Annotated in this window: 12 protein-coding genes; 8 read left to right on the forward strand and 4 right to left on the reverse strand. The window is 30.7% G+C overall.

The features are described from left to right. Positions 1-3 precede the first annotated feature (3 nt). Complete coding sequence (locus tag ACWXVT_RS00495) at positions 4-8,466, reverse strand: hypothetical protein (RefSeq protein ID WP_455967647.1); 8,463 nt, start codon at positions 8,464-8,466, stop codon at positions 4-6. 32 nt (positions 8,467-8,498) lie between these two features. Further along, positions 8,499-8,756, reverse strand: a complete 258-nt coding sequence (locus ACWXVT_RS00500) for a hypothetical protein (RefSeq protein ID WP_438341511.1) — start codon at positions 8,754-8,756, stop codon at positions 8,499-8,501. Between the two features lie 264 nt (positions 8,757-9,020). On the opposite strand from ACWXVT_RS00500, the gene serS reads away from it, so the two are divergent. After that, positions 9,021-10,286: a serine--tRNA ligase gene (gene serS / locus ACWXVT_RS00505; RefSeq protein ID WP_455967648.1), complete on the forward strand. Its 1,266-nt coding sequence runs from the start codon at positions 9,021-9,023 to the stop codon at positions 10,284-10,286. After that, on the forward strand, positions 10,286-11,755 hold the full coding sequence (locus ACWXVT_RS00510) for a DNA recombination protein RmuC (RefSeq protein WP_455967649.1): 1,470 nt from the start codon (positions 10,286-10,288) through the stop codon (positions 11,753-11,755). Before serS ends, ACWXVT_RS00510 begins: the two co-directional genes overlap by 1 nt. Before the next feature lie 122 nt (positions 11,756-11,877). On the opposite strand, the gene rplA is transcribed toward ACWXVT_RS00510, so the two are convergent. Both rplA and rplK read right to left on the reverse strand, forming a co-directional pair. Further along, a complete protein-coding gene (rplA, locus tag ACWXVT_RS00515; RefSeq protein WP_455967650.1) occupies positions 11,878-12,567 on the reverse strand; it encodes a 50S ribosomal protein L1 in 690 nt (229 codons plus the stop codon). After that, a complete protein-coding gene (gene rplK, locus ACWXVT_RS00520) occupies positions 12,567-13,004 on the reverse strand; it encodes a 50S ribosomal protein L11 (RefSeq protein ID WP_455967651.1) in 438 nt (145 codons plus the stop codon). Before rplK ends, rplA begins: the two co-directional genes overlap by 1 nt. 195 nt (positions 13,005-13,199) lie before the next feature. Here rplK and ACWXVT_RS00525 point away from each other — a divergent pair, with 195 nt between their 5' ends. The 6 genes from ACWXVT_RS00525 (at position 13,200) to ACWXVT_RS00550 (ending at position 19,823) form a co-directional block, all read left to right on the forward strand. After that, entirely contained in the window at positions 13,200-14,327 is a 1,128-nt protein-coding gene (locus ACWXVT_RS00525) for an MnuA family membrane nuclease (protein WP_455967652.1), read from the forward strand. Positions 14,328-14,508: 181 nt separating this feature from the next. Then, positions 14,509-15,375, forward strand: coding sequence for a hypothetical protein (locus tag ACWXVT_RS00530; protein ID WP_438341505.1), 867 nt, complete (start codon positions 14,509-14,511; stop codon positions 15,373-15,375). Further along, a complete protein-coding gene (locus ACWXVT_RS00535) occupies positions 15,368-16,402 on the forward strand; it encodes an aromatic motif membrane protein (RefSeq protein WP_438341504.1) in 1,035 nt (344 codons plus the stop codon). Before ACWXVT_RS00530 ends, ACWXVT_RS00535 begins: the two co-directional genes overlap by 8 nt. Then, entirely contained in the window at positions 16,395-18,197 is a 1,803-nt protein-coding gene (locus tag ACWXVT_RS00540) for a hypothetical protein (protein ID WP_455967653.1), read from the forward strand. Before ACWXVT_RS00535 ends, ACWXVT_RS00540 begins: the two co-directional genes overlap by 8 nt. Then, positions 18,197-18,916: an ABC transporter ATP-binding protein gene (locus ACWXVT_RS00545; RefSeq protein WP_455967654.1), complete on the forward strand. Its 720-nt coding sequence runs from the start codon at positions 18,197-18,199 to the stop codon at positions 18,914-18,916. The genes ACWXVT_RS00540 and ACWXVT_RS00545 overlap by 1 nt, the downstream gene beginning before the upstream one ends. Further along, positions 18,903-19,823 (forward strand): aromatic motif membrane protein, encoded by a 921-nt coding sequence (locus ACWXVT_RS00550; protein WP_455967655.1) that lies wholly within the window; start codon positions 18,903-18,905, stop codon positions 19,821-19,823. Before ACWXVT_RS00545 ends, ACWXVT_RS00550 begins: the two co-directional genes overlap by 14 nt. The last annotated feature ends 92 nt before the right edge of the window (positions 19,824-19,915 follow it).

A 19,915-nucleotide genomic window follows, 5' to 3' on the forward strand; every position in this document is an offset into this window, starting at 1 on the left:
TAATTAGTGTAATTTCATTTTTATGTTTATTGTTTCTACGGCCTCAACAAATTTCGGATCCCCTGGATAGTAATCACCATTTAAATAAATAGCTCCGTCTCATCAGGTACCTTTATCTCAGCTACTATCTCAAATAGAACGTAGACGGTCGGCACGTCCAGTAATTGTTTCTGCAGCTCGACGAGCATAAATTTCTGGAATGTATTTAATTAAGCCATTCTCTTTTCCTTCATTTAGCGCTAGTGTTAACGAATTTGCATCAATATTAGTGTTGATTGTTTTTTGTGTCCCATCACTCAATGTAATTGTTTTTTGAGAACGAGTAGAACTTTGCTTAGGTCAAAATGCTCTTCATTCATTTCCCTCTGAACCAAAACCACTACTTTGTTTCGAATATCCTAATTTGAAACTGAAGTTTTCATTTGATGACGTGTCAATGCTTCCACCAACAAATGTATGCAAGTTGTAAATTGCTACTCTTGGTACTTCTGTTTCTGAAACAGTTTGATTTTCTTCTACCATTGGAACCATAATATCGATGTAATATGAGTATTTATATATGCTTCCTTCAACTTCAAATTTAGTTTCCATTGGAGCTCAGTAAATTATTGCATCTCCATTTGGACGCACATATTGTTTGTATTTATATCCTTCTATATTTAATCTAAAGTCATCTTTGAATTTGAACTTAACTTCAAAGTTTTCATTTTGCTTATTGTTAACATCATCTCTGCCTTCTGAAGAACCTAATTTTGAGTATGAAGCGAATGACTTAATTTTTCTCTTTAGTAGATCATAATAAGAATATTTCAAGTAAGCTGCTAAGTAGTTAGATACCGCAGTATATTTGTTTCATCCTGCTTCGTTCATTGTGAATAATGATGCATTTCTCATAGCATCAGGACTTAGAAAGTTTTCTTTAGTTAATGTTGAAACATCGAGTGTTTTAAACGTTGCCATTAGATTTTCAATATCAATTCAGAAAGGTGGCACATCTTTAAATATAGAGTTTTGCTCATAATCGGCTGGTGTATATGAAATTCTTATGTTAAAACTTACTTTCTTTACACTAGTGTCTGATTGTAAAATAACCTTAGCAAAATCTTCCTCACTTTGTTCTTTATAAATTCAAACTTTCACATTTTGTTGATTATATGACTCCATAATTCTATATTCACTCTCATCAAAGAGTTTTAAAACTGGAAAAAAACCAAACAAGTTTGTAAATTCAGTATGTCCGTTGATTTCCTTGTACTGATACACTTTTCCATCTTTTGTAAAGGTATCACTTGCTACAGGAATTTCATTTAGTTTTTGAATAACAGTTTCAGCAAGAGTGTTAGATTGGGCAGGATACAACGAAACTTGTTTACTGATAAAATTTTCTCTTATTGTTTGAAAGAATAAATCCAAATTCGATTTGTCATGCATTCATTTTCACAAGTTGTTTGTCATTTTATAAGCCTTTTCAACGTTATTGACAACACTTGAAATGTTAGTTTGATTTTTGTTTCATGATTGCAACAATGAGTTTTTAATATTAAGCGAAGAAAATGCAATTCCCTTGTACAAAGTTGTAGCATCTAGGAAAAGAGCATTACTTGGAGCATTATCTTCCAAACTATAAAACTTAGCAGTGAATTCTCTTCCTGCAATGTTCTCTAAAAATACACGTAAATCAACCCGGGCATCTATATAGTTTGCAAAAATATTCTTCAATGACACATCTTCGTTTGAAGAAGTTCCATAAACCATGTCGTTGAATTTTTCATGTCTTTTTCAAATATTAGCCACTGTTGTAATTCAACCATTCATTGATTCATTTACTTTATTGCTTGCATCACTTTGATCTTCTTTGACAGTTGCTTTATCAAAAGTAAATTTGTATTTCGAAAATGCAAATGGAGAGTTTTGATAGTTAGCCCATGCAGTTTCTGACGAACTTGTGTCTGAATTTGCAAAAGCAGTAATAAGATTTTCGATTTCTGAATATCTATCGATATTTTTTAGAACTTGAGTAAAGTATGTTGAGTTTGAATCATCTGACAAGTGTGACTTAATTTCATTAGCAAAGTCATTATATTGAGCTAATAAAGGCGGGGTGGTTATAACAAACTTAGATCATAAGTTTTTGATTTGTGCTTCTAGTGCTTTTTGAACAGGCACATAGTTGTTAATAATATTTGAACGGTAATTGGTAAATAAGTCTGTTCCTTTTGCTGTGTGAGTTTCATCCGGTTTTTGTTCTAAATCAAAGCTAAAGCTGTTTAGATATGTGTTGAAACTTTCTAAATCTTGTTCAGTCATATTCATTGATTCCAGAACTTGTGATTTTTGCAAGTTTTGTCAATCTTGAGCAGTATTTGCTGTTCCTGCATTATTAATACTGTCAATGAATTGTTTTAGTCATTTGTGTTCTCAATAGATTCTAGATCATGAACTTTCATACAGTCATGAAAGATTTTGTTGATATTTTGTAGTTTCTTCATTAAAGTTTTCAGAAATAGCATTAAATTTGTCAGTGTCTTGAATTTGAACATTATTCATTGAACTGAATGGATCATTTGAAATGCTATCAAGTGTTTCTATTCCCTGAAGTGTCATAAAGCTGAATAATGATTTTGATTCATCATACAAATTACGTGCTTCTGATTCTTTTGTTTTCTTTAATTTAGCAATTAATCCATCAAATGGATCACTTATTTTATTAATGCTTTCTTCTTTGTTTGAATTTAATAAAGTAATTGCTTGATCAGTTGTCATATTTTGAGTGTTTTCACTCTTAGCAGTAGCAATTGTTTTGGTTGTGTTTGCTTTTGCTTTTTCAATAGCAGTTCCTAATTCTGTAAATAAACCTTGAATTGCTGGAGTTTGTGCATTTACATCTTTTTGGTTGTATCAATTTTGAGCATCAGCAATAATACTTTTTAGTTGGGTTGTAGCATTGATTGCTGTTGTATATGAATAAGGTCCTGAACTCTCAATGTATTTTTGTCTTAGAGAGTTGTAACCTTCTTTATTTTCTAAAGTGCTATCGTTAGCTAACAATGTAAAAATGTTCTCTAGAATGTCTCTAATTGGTGTCTTTTCTTCTTCTGATAATGAATTATTGGTATTTAGCTGATTTAATGCAGTTGCATACGCTGCGATAAGTTTTAATTTTGCAATAGCATTTAAAATTTCAGTGTTTCTTGTTCTTAGGTTTAGATCGACAAAATCTTTAGCATATGTTTCTTTACCTTTTTCGATTAGACCTTTTACAGCAGGATTTACACTAGCATCTCCTTTTAGTACTTTCAATTGTTCAACAATTTTTGGATTGTTTTTAATATCATCATTCGACTCTACACTTGTTATTTCTTCTTGTGCTTTAGCAATGCTGTCAGCAATATCTTTGTATAAACTTAGTACACTAAAAGCATTGTTAGAAGATTTTTTAACATCTAACAATTTATTAATAACATTGTCAAAGTTGTTTTGTTGTGGGACAACAGCAGGATTTACAAAGTTGATTGATTTTGTTTGTTCTAATTGACTGGTGAAGTAATTTACCATAGCAGTTTGCAAGTCTTGATATTTTGCTTCAACATCTTCTGATGATTCCTGTTTCAATGCTGCTTTGGTTTTATCAATCAAGTTTTCGTTTGGTGTGTTGATGATAACGTTTGCAACTTCTTTTCTTGTTTGATAAATCTCATTTAAAGAAACAAACATATCATCTAAATCACTTGCCAAGTCATTAATATTTGATTCCTGTAATTTTTGTCCTGATAGCGCATATTTAGGAACACTTCTTAAAATGGCATCAGCCATGTTGGTTGCATCAATATCAAATTTGTTTGTTTGGTACAAGATTTCGTCTTTAATACTTGATTGCACTGCAATTTTTTCGATTTGCTTGTCAAATAAATTGCTCAATTTGTTCATTTCAAGGGTTATTCTTGTTACTTCTTCATTTGTTGTGTCAGATGCTTCTGACTGTTTAAACAATTGGTCAATGTAGTTTTGAACTTCTTGTTTTTTGGCATCTGGTGTACCAAAATTATTACTTCCTTGTGGGTAAGTAATTGTCGCTAATTTTTCTTTAACTGAAGCATATTTTTGACGCAAGTTGGTTGAACTACGTAATTTATCTAATAGTTCATTAATTTGTTCTGAAAGTTCAAAAACATCTGCTTCTGTTGCACTATCTGAACCATATTTTGTCTTAACTTCTGCTATTTTTTGTTGTAGCTTTTGAACCGCTTCTTGTTCGGCTTGACTTAGATTTTCAGTTCCTGTGTTGGTGATTAAATCACTAGCCTTTTTAACTACTTTAGCTAGTGAACGGGTTTTTTCTAAACACCCAACAAGATCATTTAATTTTGTGTCAACAACTTTTACATCTGCAGTTGTATTAGCATCTGTATTTTCTTGTGAAAGTTGATCAAATAAGGCATCAATAGCATCCTTGTAGTCCTGATCGGTTTCACTTAAGTTAATTGAGTTATCGAAATCTTTTTTAGCAGTATTGATCTTTTGTGCTTCTTGTCTTTTAGCTTGTTCTAATGACAATGAGTCAATTAAAGCGTTTTCAAGATTTTGTTTTTCAGTTTTTAGTTGCTCAGTTGTTGTATTGTCAACAGCTGAAGGAGTGTTATCACGAATCGATTGTTCTAGATAATCAGGAGTAATAGTTACATCGGTAGGTGGATTATCTTTTAGGTCCTTGATTCTGTCGAAGACTTTCTTTTGCGTATCAACTAAAGAAACTAAGTTTTTTAATCTTTCAGTTTCATTAGCGATTTCTTTTTCATCTCCTACTTGAAGACTTTGTACATGGTTATCAATAGAATTTAAATATTCTTGTAATTTTTGTTTTGTTTCTTGTGCTAAAGGACTTTCTGAGTAAGGGCTTTGGCTTAGTTCATCAAGTTTTTGTTGAGCTAATTGTTTTTGGAAATCAAATAAATCATTTTGATATTGATAATTCATTTGATTATAAATATCATCTAGTTGTTGTTGGGTGGTACTATCAGCATCTTTTAGTTGTTGATATTGCTCATATAAAGCATTTAATTTAGGCACTACTACTTCTGAACCATTGACAACGTCTTTTGCCTTGGCGTCGTTTACTAAATCGTTATATTTAGCTTCAATATCACTTTTAGCTTTAGCAAAATCGCTAGTGATTTGATCTTTTTCGCTATTGCGTTTTCTTAATTCTTTAACTGCTTCAACTTTTAAGTTCTTTAATTCAGAAATTGTAATTGGTTCATTGTTTAAGCTTTCACTCAACTTGTTAATTTTTTGTTCAAGTTCATTAGCAGGAGCTGAATAGATAGCCTTATTTTTCTCTGCATCATTGTAAACACTTTTTAGTTGGTTAATTGCGTTTTCAGCTTCTATGTAACTATTTGATTTTGAAAGCTCTTCATTTAGATTATTAATTTTTTCTTGGATTTGTAACGCATTGACACCATCATTAACAAGTGATTCATTGATGGTGTCAGCAAATTTTTGTCAAGCAACTGGATTAGTTTCTTTATCGATTGCGTCTAAACGACTTAAAGCATCGTTAAGTTTATTAGCAAGTTTTTGTTGTCTTGCTAGTTTTTCAGTCATCTCTTGAATTTGTTCCACAGTAGCATCAGGATTTGCTAAAAGTTGTTCTTTCTGATCTAAAAGAGCTTGGATTGAATTATTTACTGAAGCATAAGGTTCTAAGTTTTTGTTGTCTCCAGTATACAAACTTTTTGCAAGATTTGCTGCTTCATTTTTCAATTCTGCCAAAGCAACTTGAATTTGTAAGTTTTTATTTGCTTCATCAATTTGAGCTTGAATTTGGTTGTATTCGCTAGCTTCATTAATATTGTCTTTATTGAAATCAGCACCATTACTGTATGTTTGCAACAGCTCTTGTGCTTTGTTGTACGCTTGTTTTAACTCTGGATAGTTTTCACCATTTTTATTTACAGAAGAAGCTGAGTTATTGTATGTTGATTGCAAAGCTTGCAAAGCAAGTTCTAAATTTGCTGCTTGTGGAGCAGATTTTTGCATTGTCAACATTTGGTTTTTGATTTCTTCACGTTCATCAGTATCTTCAGTTGCTAAATAAGCTGTTTTTAAAGCTTCCAATTTATCTAAGAAAGTTTTTTCGATTGCAGTTGGTTCACTTGAGTAACGAGTTGGCTCAAAAGCATCTTTAATTGCTTGTAGAGTAGGTTTGTAAATACTATTAACATCAAATTGTTTTTTCTTTTCATTGAAATCTTCGATTGCTCTTTGCAATCTTTCGTATGTATCAACAGGATCTGAATTTTGTGGATTGTCAAAATATTCTTTTGCTCTGCTTAGCAATTTTTCAATGTTTTTAATTTCTTCACCTAGTTCAATCTTTAAACTTTCAGGTAGATTTGAAATTGTGTTTTGTGCTACTGGGTAAATAGTGTCAAGTTTGTGGAAATTCTCAGCATTATCATTGATAGCTTTAATTTCTTGGTAGATTTTTTGTAATTGTTCCTCTTTTTGCTCAACACTTAAAGTTTTATCTGAGTCTACACGATCAGCATCGTTTCTTAAAGTGCTAATTTGAGTAAGTAAGATTTCTTTTCCTTTGCTTCATTTTTCACCAAAAACATCCACAACTTTTTCTTTTGTTACATCAGCATAACTTTGAACATCGTCTTTTTTAATTTTTACTCTTTGGTAAATATAAACGTCCTGAGCTCAAGCAATATCTTGTTGTAATTCTTGACGAGTTGAACCATCGTACAGGGTAGCAACTAAAAAGACATCATTTAGTTGTCATTTATCAAGTCAGTTTTGAACATTTTGTTTTTCGGTTTCATCAGCAATTGAATCTTTTAATTTACTCAAGGTTGTGACTCAGCCTTTAAGTTCTTCTTTGTTAATTTGTCTTTCTTCTTCAGTTAGTTCAGCTAATGCCTTTTCATTTTCACTAATTGTGTGGCTTTGTGCAAGATATTTAGATAATTTATCTTTAAGGTTTTGAATTCTAGTTTGATTTTCTGAATCCAATTTTGTATATTTTAAATTTTGATAAGAAACTTTTACTTGTTTTTCAAGTACTTCTAATTGATTAATTAATTGTTCATTATAAGAAATTGATGTGGCTAATGAATTGTATAAATCTGATAGTTTTTTAACGAATTCACCTAGATTTTCAACATTTTGAGTTAGTAATTCATTGTTAATGTATTTATCAAAATCATCACTACTAATTGAGTGATTGTCTTTTGCATTTGTAAGTAATTGTTTTAATTTTTGGCTGTAACGGTTAGCAGTTGAAATCAAGAAACTATCGTCTAGCATCTTGATATATGTTTCCACATTCACAGAACTTGTGTCAACTGAAGTAATTAATTTTTCAACTTGTGAGCTAAAAATTCCGTAGTTATCTTTGTTTTCTTGATAGCTGTTTTGTAAAGTTTGAGCTGATTTTTTGAGTTCTTCATCTGTTAAGAAGTTGGCACTAATTTTTGAAAATTCCGTATTAATAAAATCACTAACATCGCTTTGAGCACTTAAATTATTTGCTGGAACTAAAGCGTAAGAATTTAGGATTGCTTCTTTGAAATCGGAAACTTCTTTGATAAATTTATCTTTTGAATCTTTTTGTAGTTGTGAAGCATTAATTTCGTCAATTAGAGAGTTTAATTTTGTGTTGATACTTTCTAGATTTGTTGCGCTTAAAGACTGCATTGATTCATCAATGTTAGTTGCTGCTGTATTTAAAACATTAGCAAAAATGCTATTTAAGGTTTGTAAATAATCTTTAGTTAAGTTTTCGGCATTTAAGTTTGTTCTAATTGTGTCGATAGCTGAAAAAACATTTGCTTTGTCAGTTGAATTTTTTAAGAATGAATTGTCATAAATGTTGTTTTCAATTAGGTGATAAAATTCTTTTTCAAGATCTCAAGTTGACTTGTTACTACTATTCACCATTCCATCAAAGTTTGAATAAAATTTAGTGAAATCAAATGAGTCACTATCAGCCTTAACTTTTTCGTAAAGTGGTTTAACAAGTACTTTTAGCTCTTTATCTTTGATTAAGTTACTTAGGTTATTTAGAGCAGCATCAACTTGGTCTGTTGTGGCATTAGTGTCTTTTACCACTGACTCAAATTGAGCTTTTGCAACTTTATCAACTAATTCATTTTTCAACTGATACATTGTGTTTATATCAGAATTCTTTTGCTTAATTAATTCTTCAGCTCTTTTTACAAGATCATTAATGTTGTCAACATTATTTGCATCTAGATTTTTGTTATCTGCTAATTGTTTTTTTGTGTCAACTACTTGTTGTTGTAATGCTTGATAAATATTTTTATCTTTTACGAAGTTTTCATTTTTTGAATCTAACTCATGAACAAGAGCTAAGGCAGTTGCAAGTCCTGCAGCCGCTGCTAGAGTTGTTCCAAGAAAAATTGAAGCATTTAATTTTTTGTTATTTCTTTTAGCCATAAATCTCCTTTGTGTTTTAGTATTTATGATTTCTAGTTATTTTTGAAGAATCCAAAAATTCCATTAACTCTTTGTGCCTTAGTTAAAAGTAAACCATTTGCATCTGTGTTATTGAAACGAATAAAATCTGCTAGATATGCTATTTCTACGCACAAAATTAAAAGTAAAAGTAGTGTTAGTATGATAGCGATTGCTAGTCAAATTTTTTGTCCTTTGGTCATCGCTTTTTTTTCTTTTTTTGCTTTAGCTGGTTTTTGTTCGACAGCTTGCATGTTATCTGTTGAGTTCATATTTACTCCTTGGAAAATAAATGTTTGAAAATCTATTGTTAAAACATTTTGAAAATAAAAATATTTTTAAAAGTATACTACAAATTTATAAAATTTGTTAGAGGACTTAGATAAAAAAAAAAAAAAAAAACATTTTTACTCAAAGAAAGACTGAAAAATTGCTTTTTTTGTTTGCGAAAATGTCAAAAAATTATTGAAAAAACTAGCAGTTGTCATTTTTTTGTGCTGTTGTATAATTTAAATAATTATTTAAGGCGGTAAAAAATGTTAGATTTAAAATGATTATTAAATAATGAAAATATAGCAAAAGAGGGACTGAAAAAGAGAGGTTTCAATGTTGAAGTTGTTGATAATTTGATAACTTTGACAAAACAAAGAAATGCAGCAACACATGTTGTTGAAAATCTTCAGTCTCAACGCAATAATTTGAGTGAAGAAATAGGTATCAAAAAAAGAAATAAACAAGATGCTTCTGAGTTGATTCAAAAAGTAAATGAAATTAAAGAAGAAATTGAAAAACACAACGTTGAACTAGAAAAATTGAACCAAGATGTACTAAACTTAGCAAGTCAAATTCCTAATGTCCCACACGAAAGTGTTCCTGTTGGGGCTGATGAAAATGACAACGTAGTTATCAATGAACATGCGAGCTTAGGAAGAGGTTTGGTTAAAGGTGTAAAACCTCACTACGAAATTGCTAAAGATTTAGATATTGTTGATTTTGAAAGAGCAGTCAAACTGGCAGAATCAAGATTTGTCACATACAAAAAAGATGGGGCAAAATTAGTTCGTGCACTAGCATCGTTCATGCTTGACACACACATTGCGAATGGGTATGAAGAAATTATGCCAGCACACTTGGTTAACTCAAAAATGCTTTTTGGAACCGGACAATTACCTAAATTCAAAGAAGACCTATACAAATTGGAAAATGAGGATTTATGACTTATTCCAACAGCAGAAGTTCCAGTTACAAACTATTACAATAGTGAAATTTTAGATTTAAGCAAAACCAAAAAATTTGTAGCATACACTAAGTGTTTTCGTTCTGAAGCGGGGAGTGGCGGAAAAGATACTCGTGGTTTAATTCGCCAACATGAATTTCACAAGGTTGAACTGGTAAAACTTTCGAACAATGAAAATGTAATGCAAGACTTTTTTGAAACAGTTGAAGATGCAAAAAGAATTTTGGAGCTTTTAGAAATTCCTTATCGTGAATTAAGTTTATGTACAGGAGACATTGGGTTCAGTAGTGCTAAAACTACTGACTTAGAACTTTGAATTCCTAGTGAACAAAGATATCGCGAAACATCATCAATATCTGTTTTCTTTGATTTTCAAGCTCGTAGAGCAATGATGAGATATCGTGACCTGGAAGGCAAAATTCAATATGCCAACACAATTAATGGAAGTGGATTAGCAATCGACAGAGTAGTTGCTGCAATATTAGAAAACTACCAAAATGAAGATGGAAGCATAACAGTTCCTAAAGTATTGGTACCATACATGAAAAAAGAGGTAATTAAATAATGGCTGTAGAATTATTGATTTTAACTTTTGTCATCATTATTTTATTGATGGCAATTGGGGCAGCAATATATGCGTTTATAAAATTAAAAAAATGAAAAGATTCAAATAAGGAAACAAGGGAAATAATTGAAAAAACGAATAAATTAAATGATGAAACAAATAAATTGTTACAAGAATTTAGAAGTGATTTCAAATTACTTGAAAACGATCTTGTCACTCTTAAAGCTGACTTTAAAAACAATGTAGAAAACATTGAAAAAGAAATAAAGAATTTCAAAGAAGAATTAAATCCAAAAATTGAAAACTTTATTAATAATTACGACAAAAAGTTTTCAAGCGCTGTTGAGTCGTGAGAAACAAAAGCACAAGCAAATCATGATGCATTAGATAAGATTTTAAAAGAAGGTGTTAACAACAATACAAATATCACAAATAAGTTTGTATTGGACTTCAGTGAAGCATTAAACATTAAATTTGAAGGTTTAGACGTAAAAATCGACACAAAACTTACTGAAATTGAAGATGCTTTCAAAAAACGTTTTGAAAACGAAATGACTGCTAAATTGAAAGAACATTTTGCAAATGTAACAAACACAATGAGCGAGCTTTCTAAAAACTTAACCAAATTTGAAACAGTGCAAGATTCTGTTAAAAATGTAGAAAAAATATTTAGCAATGTAAAATCGTTTGGGGCATTTGGTGAAAAATTTGCTCAAGATTTAATTGAAGAGTCATTTGGAAAAACTGATTCTTTAGTAGAAATACAAAAACAATTTGTTGTTAGTGATTCAGAAACAAATGAAGAAAAAACTTACAAGCCTGATTTTTCAATCAAAGTTTTTGATGTGAACGGTGAATCAAGAAACTTGTTTTTAGATGCTAAGTTCCCGCTACAAAAATGAAAAGATTTAACAAGTGCTTTGGAAGAAGGGAATAAAAGCAAGGTTGAAACTGCAAGTAAAAATTTAACAAGTGCAATCAAAAACAATATTAAAGACATTAAAAGATATGTTGATCAAATTGAAACATCTATAGATTTTGCTATTATGTTCTTACCTTCTGAAGGTTTATATGCTTGATTTACCACAAATAACATTTTAGTAAGTTTAGCAAGAGAAAATAATATTGTGGTTTGTGGACCAACAACTTTAGTTGCTATCATTAATACAATTAAAACAATTAACGAAGTTGCTGCTTACTCATACAACTCGTTAGAACTTGTAAAGCAAGCTAAAACTTTGAAAAAGAGTGTTACAGCACTTCTAACTGACATCGAAGACGCAAAAAAATGGGGTCAAAGATCAGTAGACACACTTACAAAAGCAGTGGGTAAAAGTTCTACTGTATTTAAAAACATCGAAAATGTTGGTAAATTTGAAAAGTTTTTACCGGGTGTTGAGATACCAAACAGCTCACACGTATTAGTATCTCCCTCTGGAATTGATGAAGTCGGCACAGACGAAGAATAAGTTGTTAAATTTTGATTTTTAAACAAGGCGAAGGTCTTGTTTTTTTTGTTTTTTTTGTTGCTGTTAGTTACAAGTTATAAAAAAAATACCAGTCCGCAGACTGATATTCTCGCTAGCATATATTAATCAATTTTAATTTTAACTGCTGGTCCCATTGTTGCTGAAACTGTTAGGTTTAGCATGTATGTCCCTTTAACTGCAGCTGGTTTTAATCTTTTGATTGTTTGGATTAAAGTTTGAGCATTTTCTACAAGGTGTTCTGTAGACATTGATTTTTTACCGATAAGTGAGTGAATAATTCCACCTTTTTCAGCACGGTAGTTTGCTTTCCCTTTTTTGATTTCTTCAACAGCTTTTCCTGGTGTTACAGTAACTGTTCCTGTTTTAGGGTTAGGCATTAGACCTTTAGGTCCAAGTTTTTTTCCGTATTTTCCTAAAACAACCATCATTTTAGGGTCGGCAACAATGATGTCAAAGTCATATTTGTCTTGATTTAAAACTTCAGCTAATTCTGCTCCTGAATAAACAAAATCTGCTCCCACTTCTTTAGCTTGTTGTTGAGCTGTTGCATCATCTGTAGCAACTAAAACTCTTACAACTTTTCCTGTTCCATGTGGTAACACAACTGCTCCACGTAGTTGTTGATCTGCTTTACGAGTATCAATGTTTAATTTGATTGCTAAATCGATTGAAGCATCAAATTTTGCATATGAAGATTTTTTAGCTAATTCAATAGCTTCTTCTAGTGAATAAACAGCATTTTTATCTACTAATGCACGTGCTTTAGCTAGATTCTTAGAAACTTTTTTCATTAGTTGCATCCTTCACTTTCATCGTATCCTTCAACAACAATACCCATGTTTTTAGCAGTACCAACAATTGTTCTCATTGCTGATTTTAGGCAATCTGTATTTAGGTCAGGAAGTTTGTATTCTGCGATAGCCTTTAGTTGGTCAACTGAAATAGTTGCAACTTTTGTAGTTCTTGAATTTGAAGAACCAGATTTGATTTTTGCAGCTTCTTTTAATTTGTATGATGCAGGTGATGTATATGTTTTAAAGTCAAATGATTTGTCTTTGTAAACTCAAATTTTAACTGGAACTGGCTCACTTCCACGGTCTCTTGTAGCGTCGTTGAATTGTTTTGTAAATTCAGGCATAACAATTCCTAATCCAGCTAAAGCAGGACCTGGTTTAGCTTGACCAGCATTGAATTGCAATTTAGCAATTCTAACTAATTCCTTAGCCATTGTATGTTTCCTTTCGAAATATGTGGTGCAAATGATTTACATAGAAATCTCCCACTTGCTAGAGGCAATTAAAAATTGCATTAATATTTTATCACAAAAAATACTTTAAAATAGGACAATATTTTCTAATCAAAAAACACTCAAAAATAAAGCTTTTTCATTAAAATTGTTTTATTACTAAACTTGGAGTAAATAATGGCTAAAAAACAAAATTCTAAATCTAGAAATACTAAATCAAAAAAACCAAAAACTTTAGTTTCACTACTAACAGCTTTAATCGTGCTAGCAGCTGGTGGTGGGGGAGTGGGATACTACTTTGCAAATCAAAAAGAAAAAGTAGTTTTAAATACATCAGTGAGCTTAGAAAAAACTTCTGACTTGCGTCTTATGAGCTGAAATGTTCTAAATTTCGGTGGTTCTAACACTGCCTATAACTCAAACAAAATGATCAACATAGCAACTACTATTTTGAGTTCGCAGGCTGACGTTGTTGGATTGGAAGAGATTAACTGAGGACAGGAAACAAGTGTTAAAAACTTGGTGAAACTTCTTAACCAAAACAATCAAGAAGAAACTTGACAATATGTTATCAGTCCACTCAATGTAGCTTCATATCGCAAAGAATTCGAAAATTCTAGAGAACAGATTGCTGTTTTATATCGTAAAGATAAAGTTAAGGTTCTTAATTCAGGATTTAAAGGTAAAGAAATTTATGCAAGACCACTTTACTATGTGCAATTTGAATCTGTAACAAAATCAGATTACAAGTTTGTTTCAATTTTTGGTCATTTTGATGCTCCTGATGTTAATACGAAAAACGGCGAGACAAAATCAAATGAATATTCTGGACAAGGTAACCAAGAAATAAAAGAAGCTAAGGCCTTAGCACAAATTCTGGTTGAACTCAAGACACAATACAACTGCGACATTATTTTCGGTGGTGACACAAACATTAAGGCAAAAAACAATTCGGCAATTGAAAGTGAAAAATATGCTCTAGGTTATGTTGATTTTGAAACTAATCTTGAATATTACAAAACATCTCTTTCAAACAAAGTTAAAGCTTATTCTGAGCCTTATGACAAATGAGCGATTATTGACACCGGAACAAAAAATGTTTATTATGGACAAAACTACCCATACAAAATAGATATTATTAGTGCTTTTAAAGAAGATGCAAGCGGGCATAGTTTATGAAATAGACAGGAAAGTGTTCAGAATTATAAAAGATATAAAAACGATAAACCAAATCCAACTGATCTAGAATTAATCCGTGATGTTAGTGACCATGCTCCTATCTTAGTAGATATCAAGTTTAACTAATCCCTTAAAAACAATAGCCAAGCATAGCTTGGTTTTATTTTAAGCAAAAGAAATGGAAACAAAAAGACATAATTTTTGTTTTCTTTTTTTATAAAAGCACAAAAAATTATTACCTTTGAGTTAATTTTTTTTGTAATTATTGAGATTTTTATATATAATTGCCATATATCAAAGGAGAAAAATGTCAGCGAAAATTAAAAAAATCTTGGCTTTTTCATCGTTTGTTTCGGTTGTTTCAATTACACCTTTAATTCCTTTGAGTTGTAATCAGCTCAAAAGTGAAAAAAGTACTCATAATGACACAAAAAATGAAGAAAATAACAATCAGGAAGAGTTCAAAAATGCAAAGATGGATGAACTTCTTTCATTAGTTTATGATCCAATTGAAAATGACAAAACTCAAGATGAAGCCAACTTGCAAAAAGCTTCTTTTCTTGCAAGAATGCAAGAACTAGAAGTGGACAACTTTTATATTAAAAATGTGCGTGAAGCGATGCTTTATTTTAACGGACAAACTTTTTACTATATAAAAGGAGAAGATATTTCTTATCAAAACATTAGCTCCACATTGGTGAGAATTCCTGACATTAAAACAAGTCAAGAATTTTTCTATCAACTTTTACGAGAAAACTGATATTTAGCGCTCAAATGAAGAAGTGATTTCACTTTTGTTGGTGACTTACATCAAGCTCCAAGTTTTGCATACAACAATCCGCAAGATTTTGCTGTGGTTTATCCTAATGAAGCCCTTCAAATTACTGGTGTTTCTAACAAATTGGTAGATTTGAAATACCAATACAACAAAGATAAAAATAGTTATTGAATCATGCTTAAATTCAGTGACGATACGTATCAAGCAATGTATGTCTATCGCAATACTGGAGCAATTATGTTGGAACCAAGAATATACAAATTTAAAAAAGATGATAAAGATGCAGAAATTTCAATGGATGATGCTTTTGATGTTGTTGTAAATTTAACAAAAAACGATTCAATCAAAGACATCGATATAGTTCCTTATGACATTAAGAGGTTAAACAATGTTTAAAAAATGAAAACTATTTTTACCTGTTTCACTGAGTATTTTAACGCCGCTAAGTCTTGTGTCTTGTGTTACAACTGAACAAGAAAATCCAGTTATTAAAAATAATCTTAATCTTGATGTTAAAGCTTTTTTGAATCAAAATGCTGTCCAAAGCGTCTTAGATGAAGTTTATAAAAAAGATTTTTGGGATGAACAAAGTCAGGAAGAATTAGACAAGCAAAAGCAAGAATATATTGATTCACAATTGTTAGAAAAAAATATCAAGAAACTTGATAAAGAAATGGAAAAAATTTATGCTAATTATTCTTTTGCTCGTTTGCAAACAAATGCAGCAATAGTTTCAATTAGAAAAATTGATTTTTGACGACCTAATCGATACAATCCTTTGATATTTACAAAATACAGTGATCAATGAGATGAGTTCAAAAGACAAAACTGACTGTATCTTCTTTATCGTGTAAATTGCTTTACTGCTGTTGGTTATCAGTTTGCTAAAACATCAGACAGCACTAATTTCAGAGCAACTTATCGCAATTCGCTTCCCATCACTTGACAAATGAATTCAAACCAGATAATTGATTATGCTAGTGAAAAGTTTCCGCTTAAAAGTGGACTATGGAGTGACCAACCTACTCCTAAAGAAGGTGATAATTATCAGTTTTCGACGCAACTGTTTTTATTCAAATATCCTAATGACACTTTTTTAAAGTTAAATATTGTTAAAGAGCAAAAATGAACAAATAACACACCTTCAAGACTGAAAACTGTAACTTTTGCTCCCGATAATGCTTTCAGAAGTTTTCAAAGAACATTCAACAAAGAGGTAAAAGACTACTCAGCTTCTGAAGTTTTACCATACATTATTGATATTTCAAGAGACTTGGTAGCAAAAAATGATTTTATTAGCTTAGACATTCCTGATTCAGGATGAAATCCAGATTTTGAGTTAGCAAAAGTAGAAGATAAATTTGGATCATATGTTTCATGAATATTTGCAGATTTTATAGTTCAAGGAGACAAAAATGACTAATATCAATTTAAAAACAAACTTTTTAAAGTTCTTACTTTACTACTTGATAAATAAGAAATCGACATTGTTGATGCCGATTTTGGGTTTTGCATTAACTCTTGGACTAAGTTTTATGTGTCTTGCAGCCAACAATTTGTATCAATTGCAAATGTTTATGATCGCACCGATTGTTTTATCTTTAGTCAACACAGTTGTGTTTTCTAATCTTTTAGCTATTAATATTTTTAAAAGTATTGAAACAGACGGAATGGAATTAATTGTCACTTCGAAACCAGTAAGTAGACATAGTATGGTAAATGTAAAAATTTTAATTTTCTTTGCCTTTAGTTTATTAAACGCCTTGTTAGTGTTACTTGCATTTGTTATAGGATTAAGTCCTGTTGCAAGTCAATACACTACTTACTATAAATACTTAGTGGGTGGTTCATTTGTCACAAGTCTTTTCGGATTTTGCTTCTTTGGTTTAATAACAGCACTGATTTGTACACGTTCTTCAAGAAGACTGGCTTCAACATTGGCTTCTACTGTTTTTGTACCGTTATTTTTACTAGGAACATTCAGTTCTTACTTTGCTGAGCCTGCTATTAAATCAATGGCTAAGCAATTAAATAATAATTACAACGATTTAAATGTATATTCTTTTGCAACTAACAAAAACGATGACAGTTTTTACATTGTTGATAGACAACCAAGAGACATTAAAGGAGGTATAAAACCTTCTAATGAGTCAACTTATTCAACATCTCCAGAACAAAAATTGAATACTTTATTCAATCAAGTGAAAGATAATGCTGCAATCGCTCAAAGTCTTGCCTGATTAAATATTCCTTACCAAATGTCGACGATGATGACACAAAATGGAACGGATTTAATTAATACATTACAAAACAATAAGTCCAAATTTTTAGATAACATCATTAACTATTCAAACAACAATGATTTGAAATATAGTTATCAACTAATTAATAGTCAACAAATGAGTCAAGAGCAAAAAAACATTGTGTCACTAGTTCCTACAGCACCACTAATCAATGACGACATTGACTACGCTCAACAAAAATGACCTACTAATGAAATTATTTACGCTTGAGAAAAAGCTGATACTAATGAAAAATTAGCACAAGATAGTTTTGGATTTTCAAATATCGAAAACTTTGTTGGAAAGCTTAAATGAAACATTATTTCTTCTCTCTTACATAGTTCTATTTATCAAAACGAATTCAAAAACGATTTCAAAAATGATTTCAATAAGCAATTAACCGTTGATGAATTTAATGACAAAATTTATCAATTGATGAATAAATATTTAGAATTAAACCAAATTGCAAAATGATTCGATTCTTCTGTTTTAAATCATGAAAAACAAATTTATCTATATGTGGTAGCATACTATAATCTGTTTTATAACTTCAACCAAAGTTCTTTATACAAATCAGTCGTTTTAAATTACAACACTCAGGATAACGAAACAAAACCACAGCAATATAAATTCAAAGTTTATATGAATGAATACGAGACAAGAAATTATTTTGTTGGAGGATATAGCTCATTTATGCCTATCCTGACTGTCTTACAACCAGAAAATGATAGTGATAAAACCAATCAAAAAGTTGCTCGTTACCAACTAACAAAAGACTCAAATATGAATCTTTTTTCACACATAAATAATGTATATTTAATTCAAAGAAAAGCAAATATAGTTCCTGCGTCCGCAGTAATTCCTGTGTGAGTGATATTAATTGTTTTCTTAACATTAATTACTATTTGAGCGCAACGTAGAAAGGATTTTAGATAATGGAAAAAATTATTGAAGTTAAATCACTTTCAAAAAGTTATGACAAGCAAAATTTCGCTATTAAAGAATTGAACTTTGATATTTTGCCTGGTAAATTTCACGTTTTTATTGGTTCAAACGGTTCTGGAAAAACAACAACTATTAAATCAATTGTTGGCGCTTATGCTAACTATGAAGGACAAATTCTTATTGGCGGACTGAAAAATACACAAGCCGAAGCAAAAGCTAAAATTGCTTACATGCCGGAAAACCCAAACTTCCCTAAGGAATTGAATTTAACAAAATACATTTATTCTTTTGGTTTATTGAGTGGTTTGAGTAAAAATGAAGCAAAAAAACGTACTGAAGAAATTATTGAAAAACTAAACATTAAGTCATTTGCAAACAAAAAACCAATCAATTTTTCGAGTGGCGAAAAAAGAAAAGCACTGCTTGCTCAATGTTTGATTAGTCAACCGCAATTGATGATAATGGATGAACCTGCCGCTAACTTGGATCCAGAATCTCGTCGTGAGTTATTTAATATTCTTAATGGTTTCGTTGCCCAGAATCGTTCAATCTTTATTTCTACACATGAACTTCATGAAGTTAATCGTTTCACTAATTATGTAACCATTATTGACAAGGGAAATATTGTTTACTCAGGCAATTTTAATCCTTTAGACGATTTGGAAAAATTCTATTTCAGTCAAGTGGAAAGCTATTATGCTAAGAAATAAAAAATTCTTTATACTTTCTTTGCTTTCTTTATTGTCTTTAACTACCATTTCGTTTGCTAGTGTGTCTTGTTCAATCAAGTTTGTTGATGAAAATCCTATTCCTGCACCAATCAAAAAAGTTGATGAAAATAGTAACGTTAACATTGATAGTTTCTTGAAAAATTTCGTATTTGCTAATAAGGGTGATGCTGAAATCAACACTTTTAAAGAAAGTCAAAAAGTTAGTCAGGAATGAATTAGTGATTTAAATAAAAAAATTACTGAATATCAGTCTCTTTTCAGTGAAAACACTGAAGCAAATAACTTGAAAATGAGTAATTTGGAAACTGAAATTTCTCAACTTTTAAGTGACAAATGATACTGATACTTAACACATTTAAATCATTTCGATTTTGCATTCTCAGGTGTTGATAGTCAATTTGAGCAAATTCCTAAGTTATATAACTTTAAGCCTTCAGTGGAATATTCAAGCGCACAAAAAGACATCATACAAAATCCTTCTAAATATGTGAGTCTGACTTATCGTTCAAAATGACCTGAAGTGGAAAGTATTGTTCCAATTGAAAATGTTGATTCTGATGCCAGCGGAGTTTTTGCAGCAAAAATTAATCAAAACTTCTTTATAAGACTTTGACTGACCGAAAAAAATGGACAACCTTCAGTCGAAGTTCCATTCTTTATTTATCGTTTTAGTGAAGATAAACAAATCTTGTATACTCAGTTTCAACATTTCTATCACCAGTTTATATACCACACCAACACTTTAGGCGACGTTGCTCCAAAATTATTTGGCCAATGAGAGCAATTTGTAAAACAAAATGGTTTTTGATTGAATTATCATATTTCAAAATGAAATGATAGTGTCGGACCAAATAAAAATGTAACCGACTTACCAGTAGGACAATAACACGGATTTTCCGTGTTTTTTTTCATTCCACACTCACTACAAGAGGCTTTTGTAACTATATTTTGGTAAAATTATAAATATTAATATATTTA

The organism is Mycoplasma sp. 1573 (assembly GCF_053851775.1).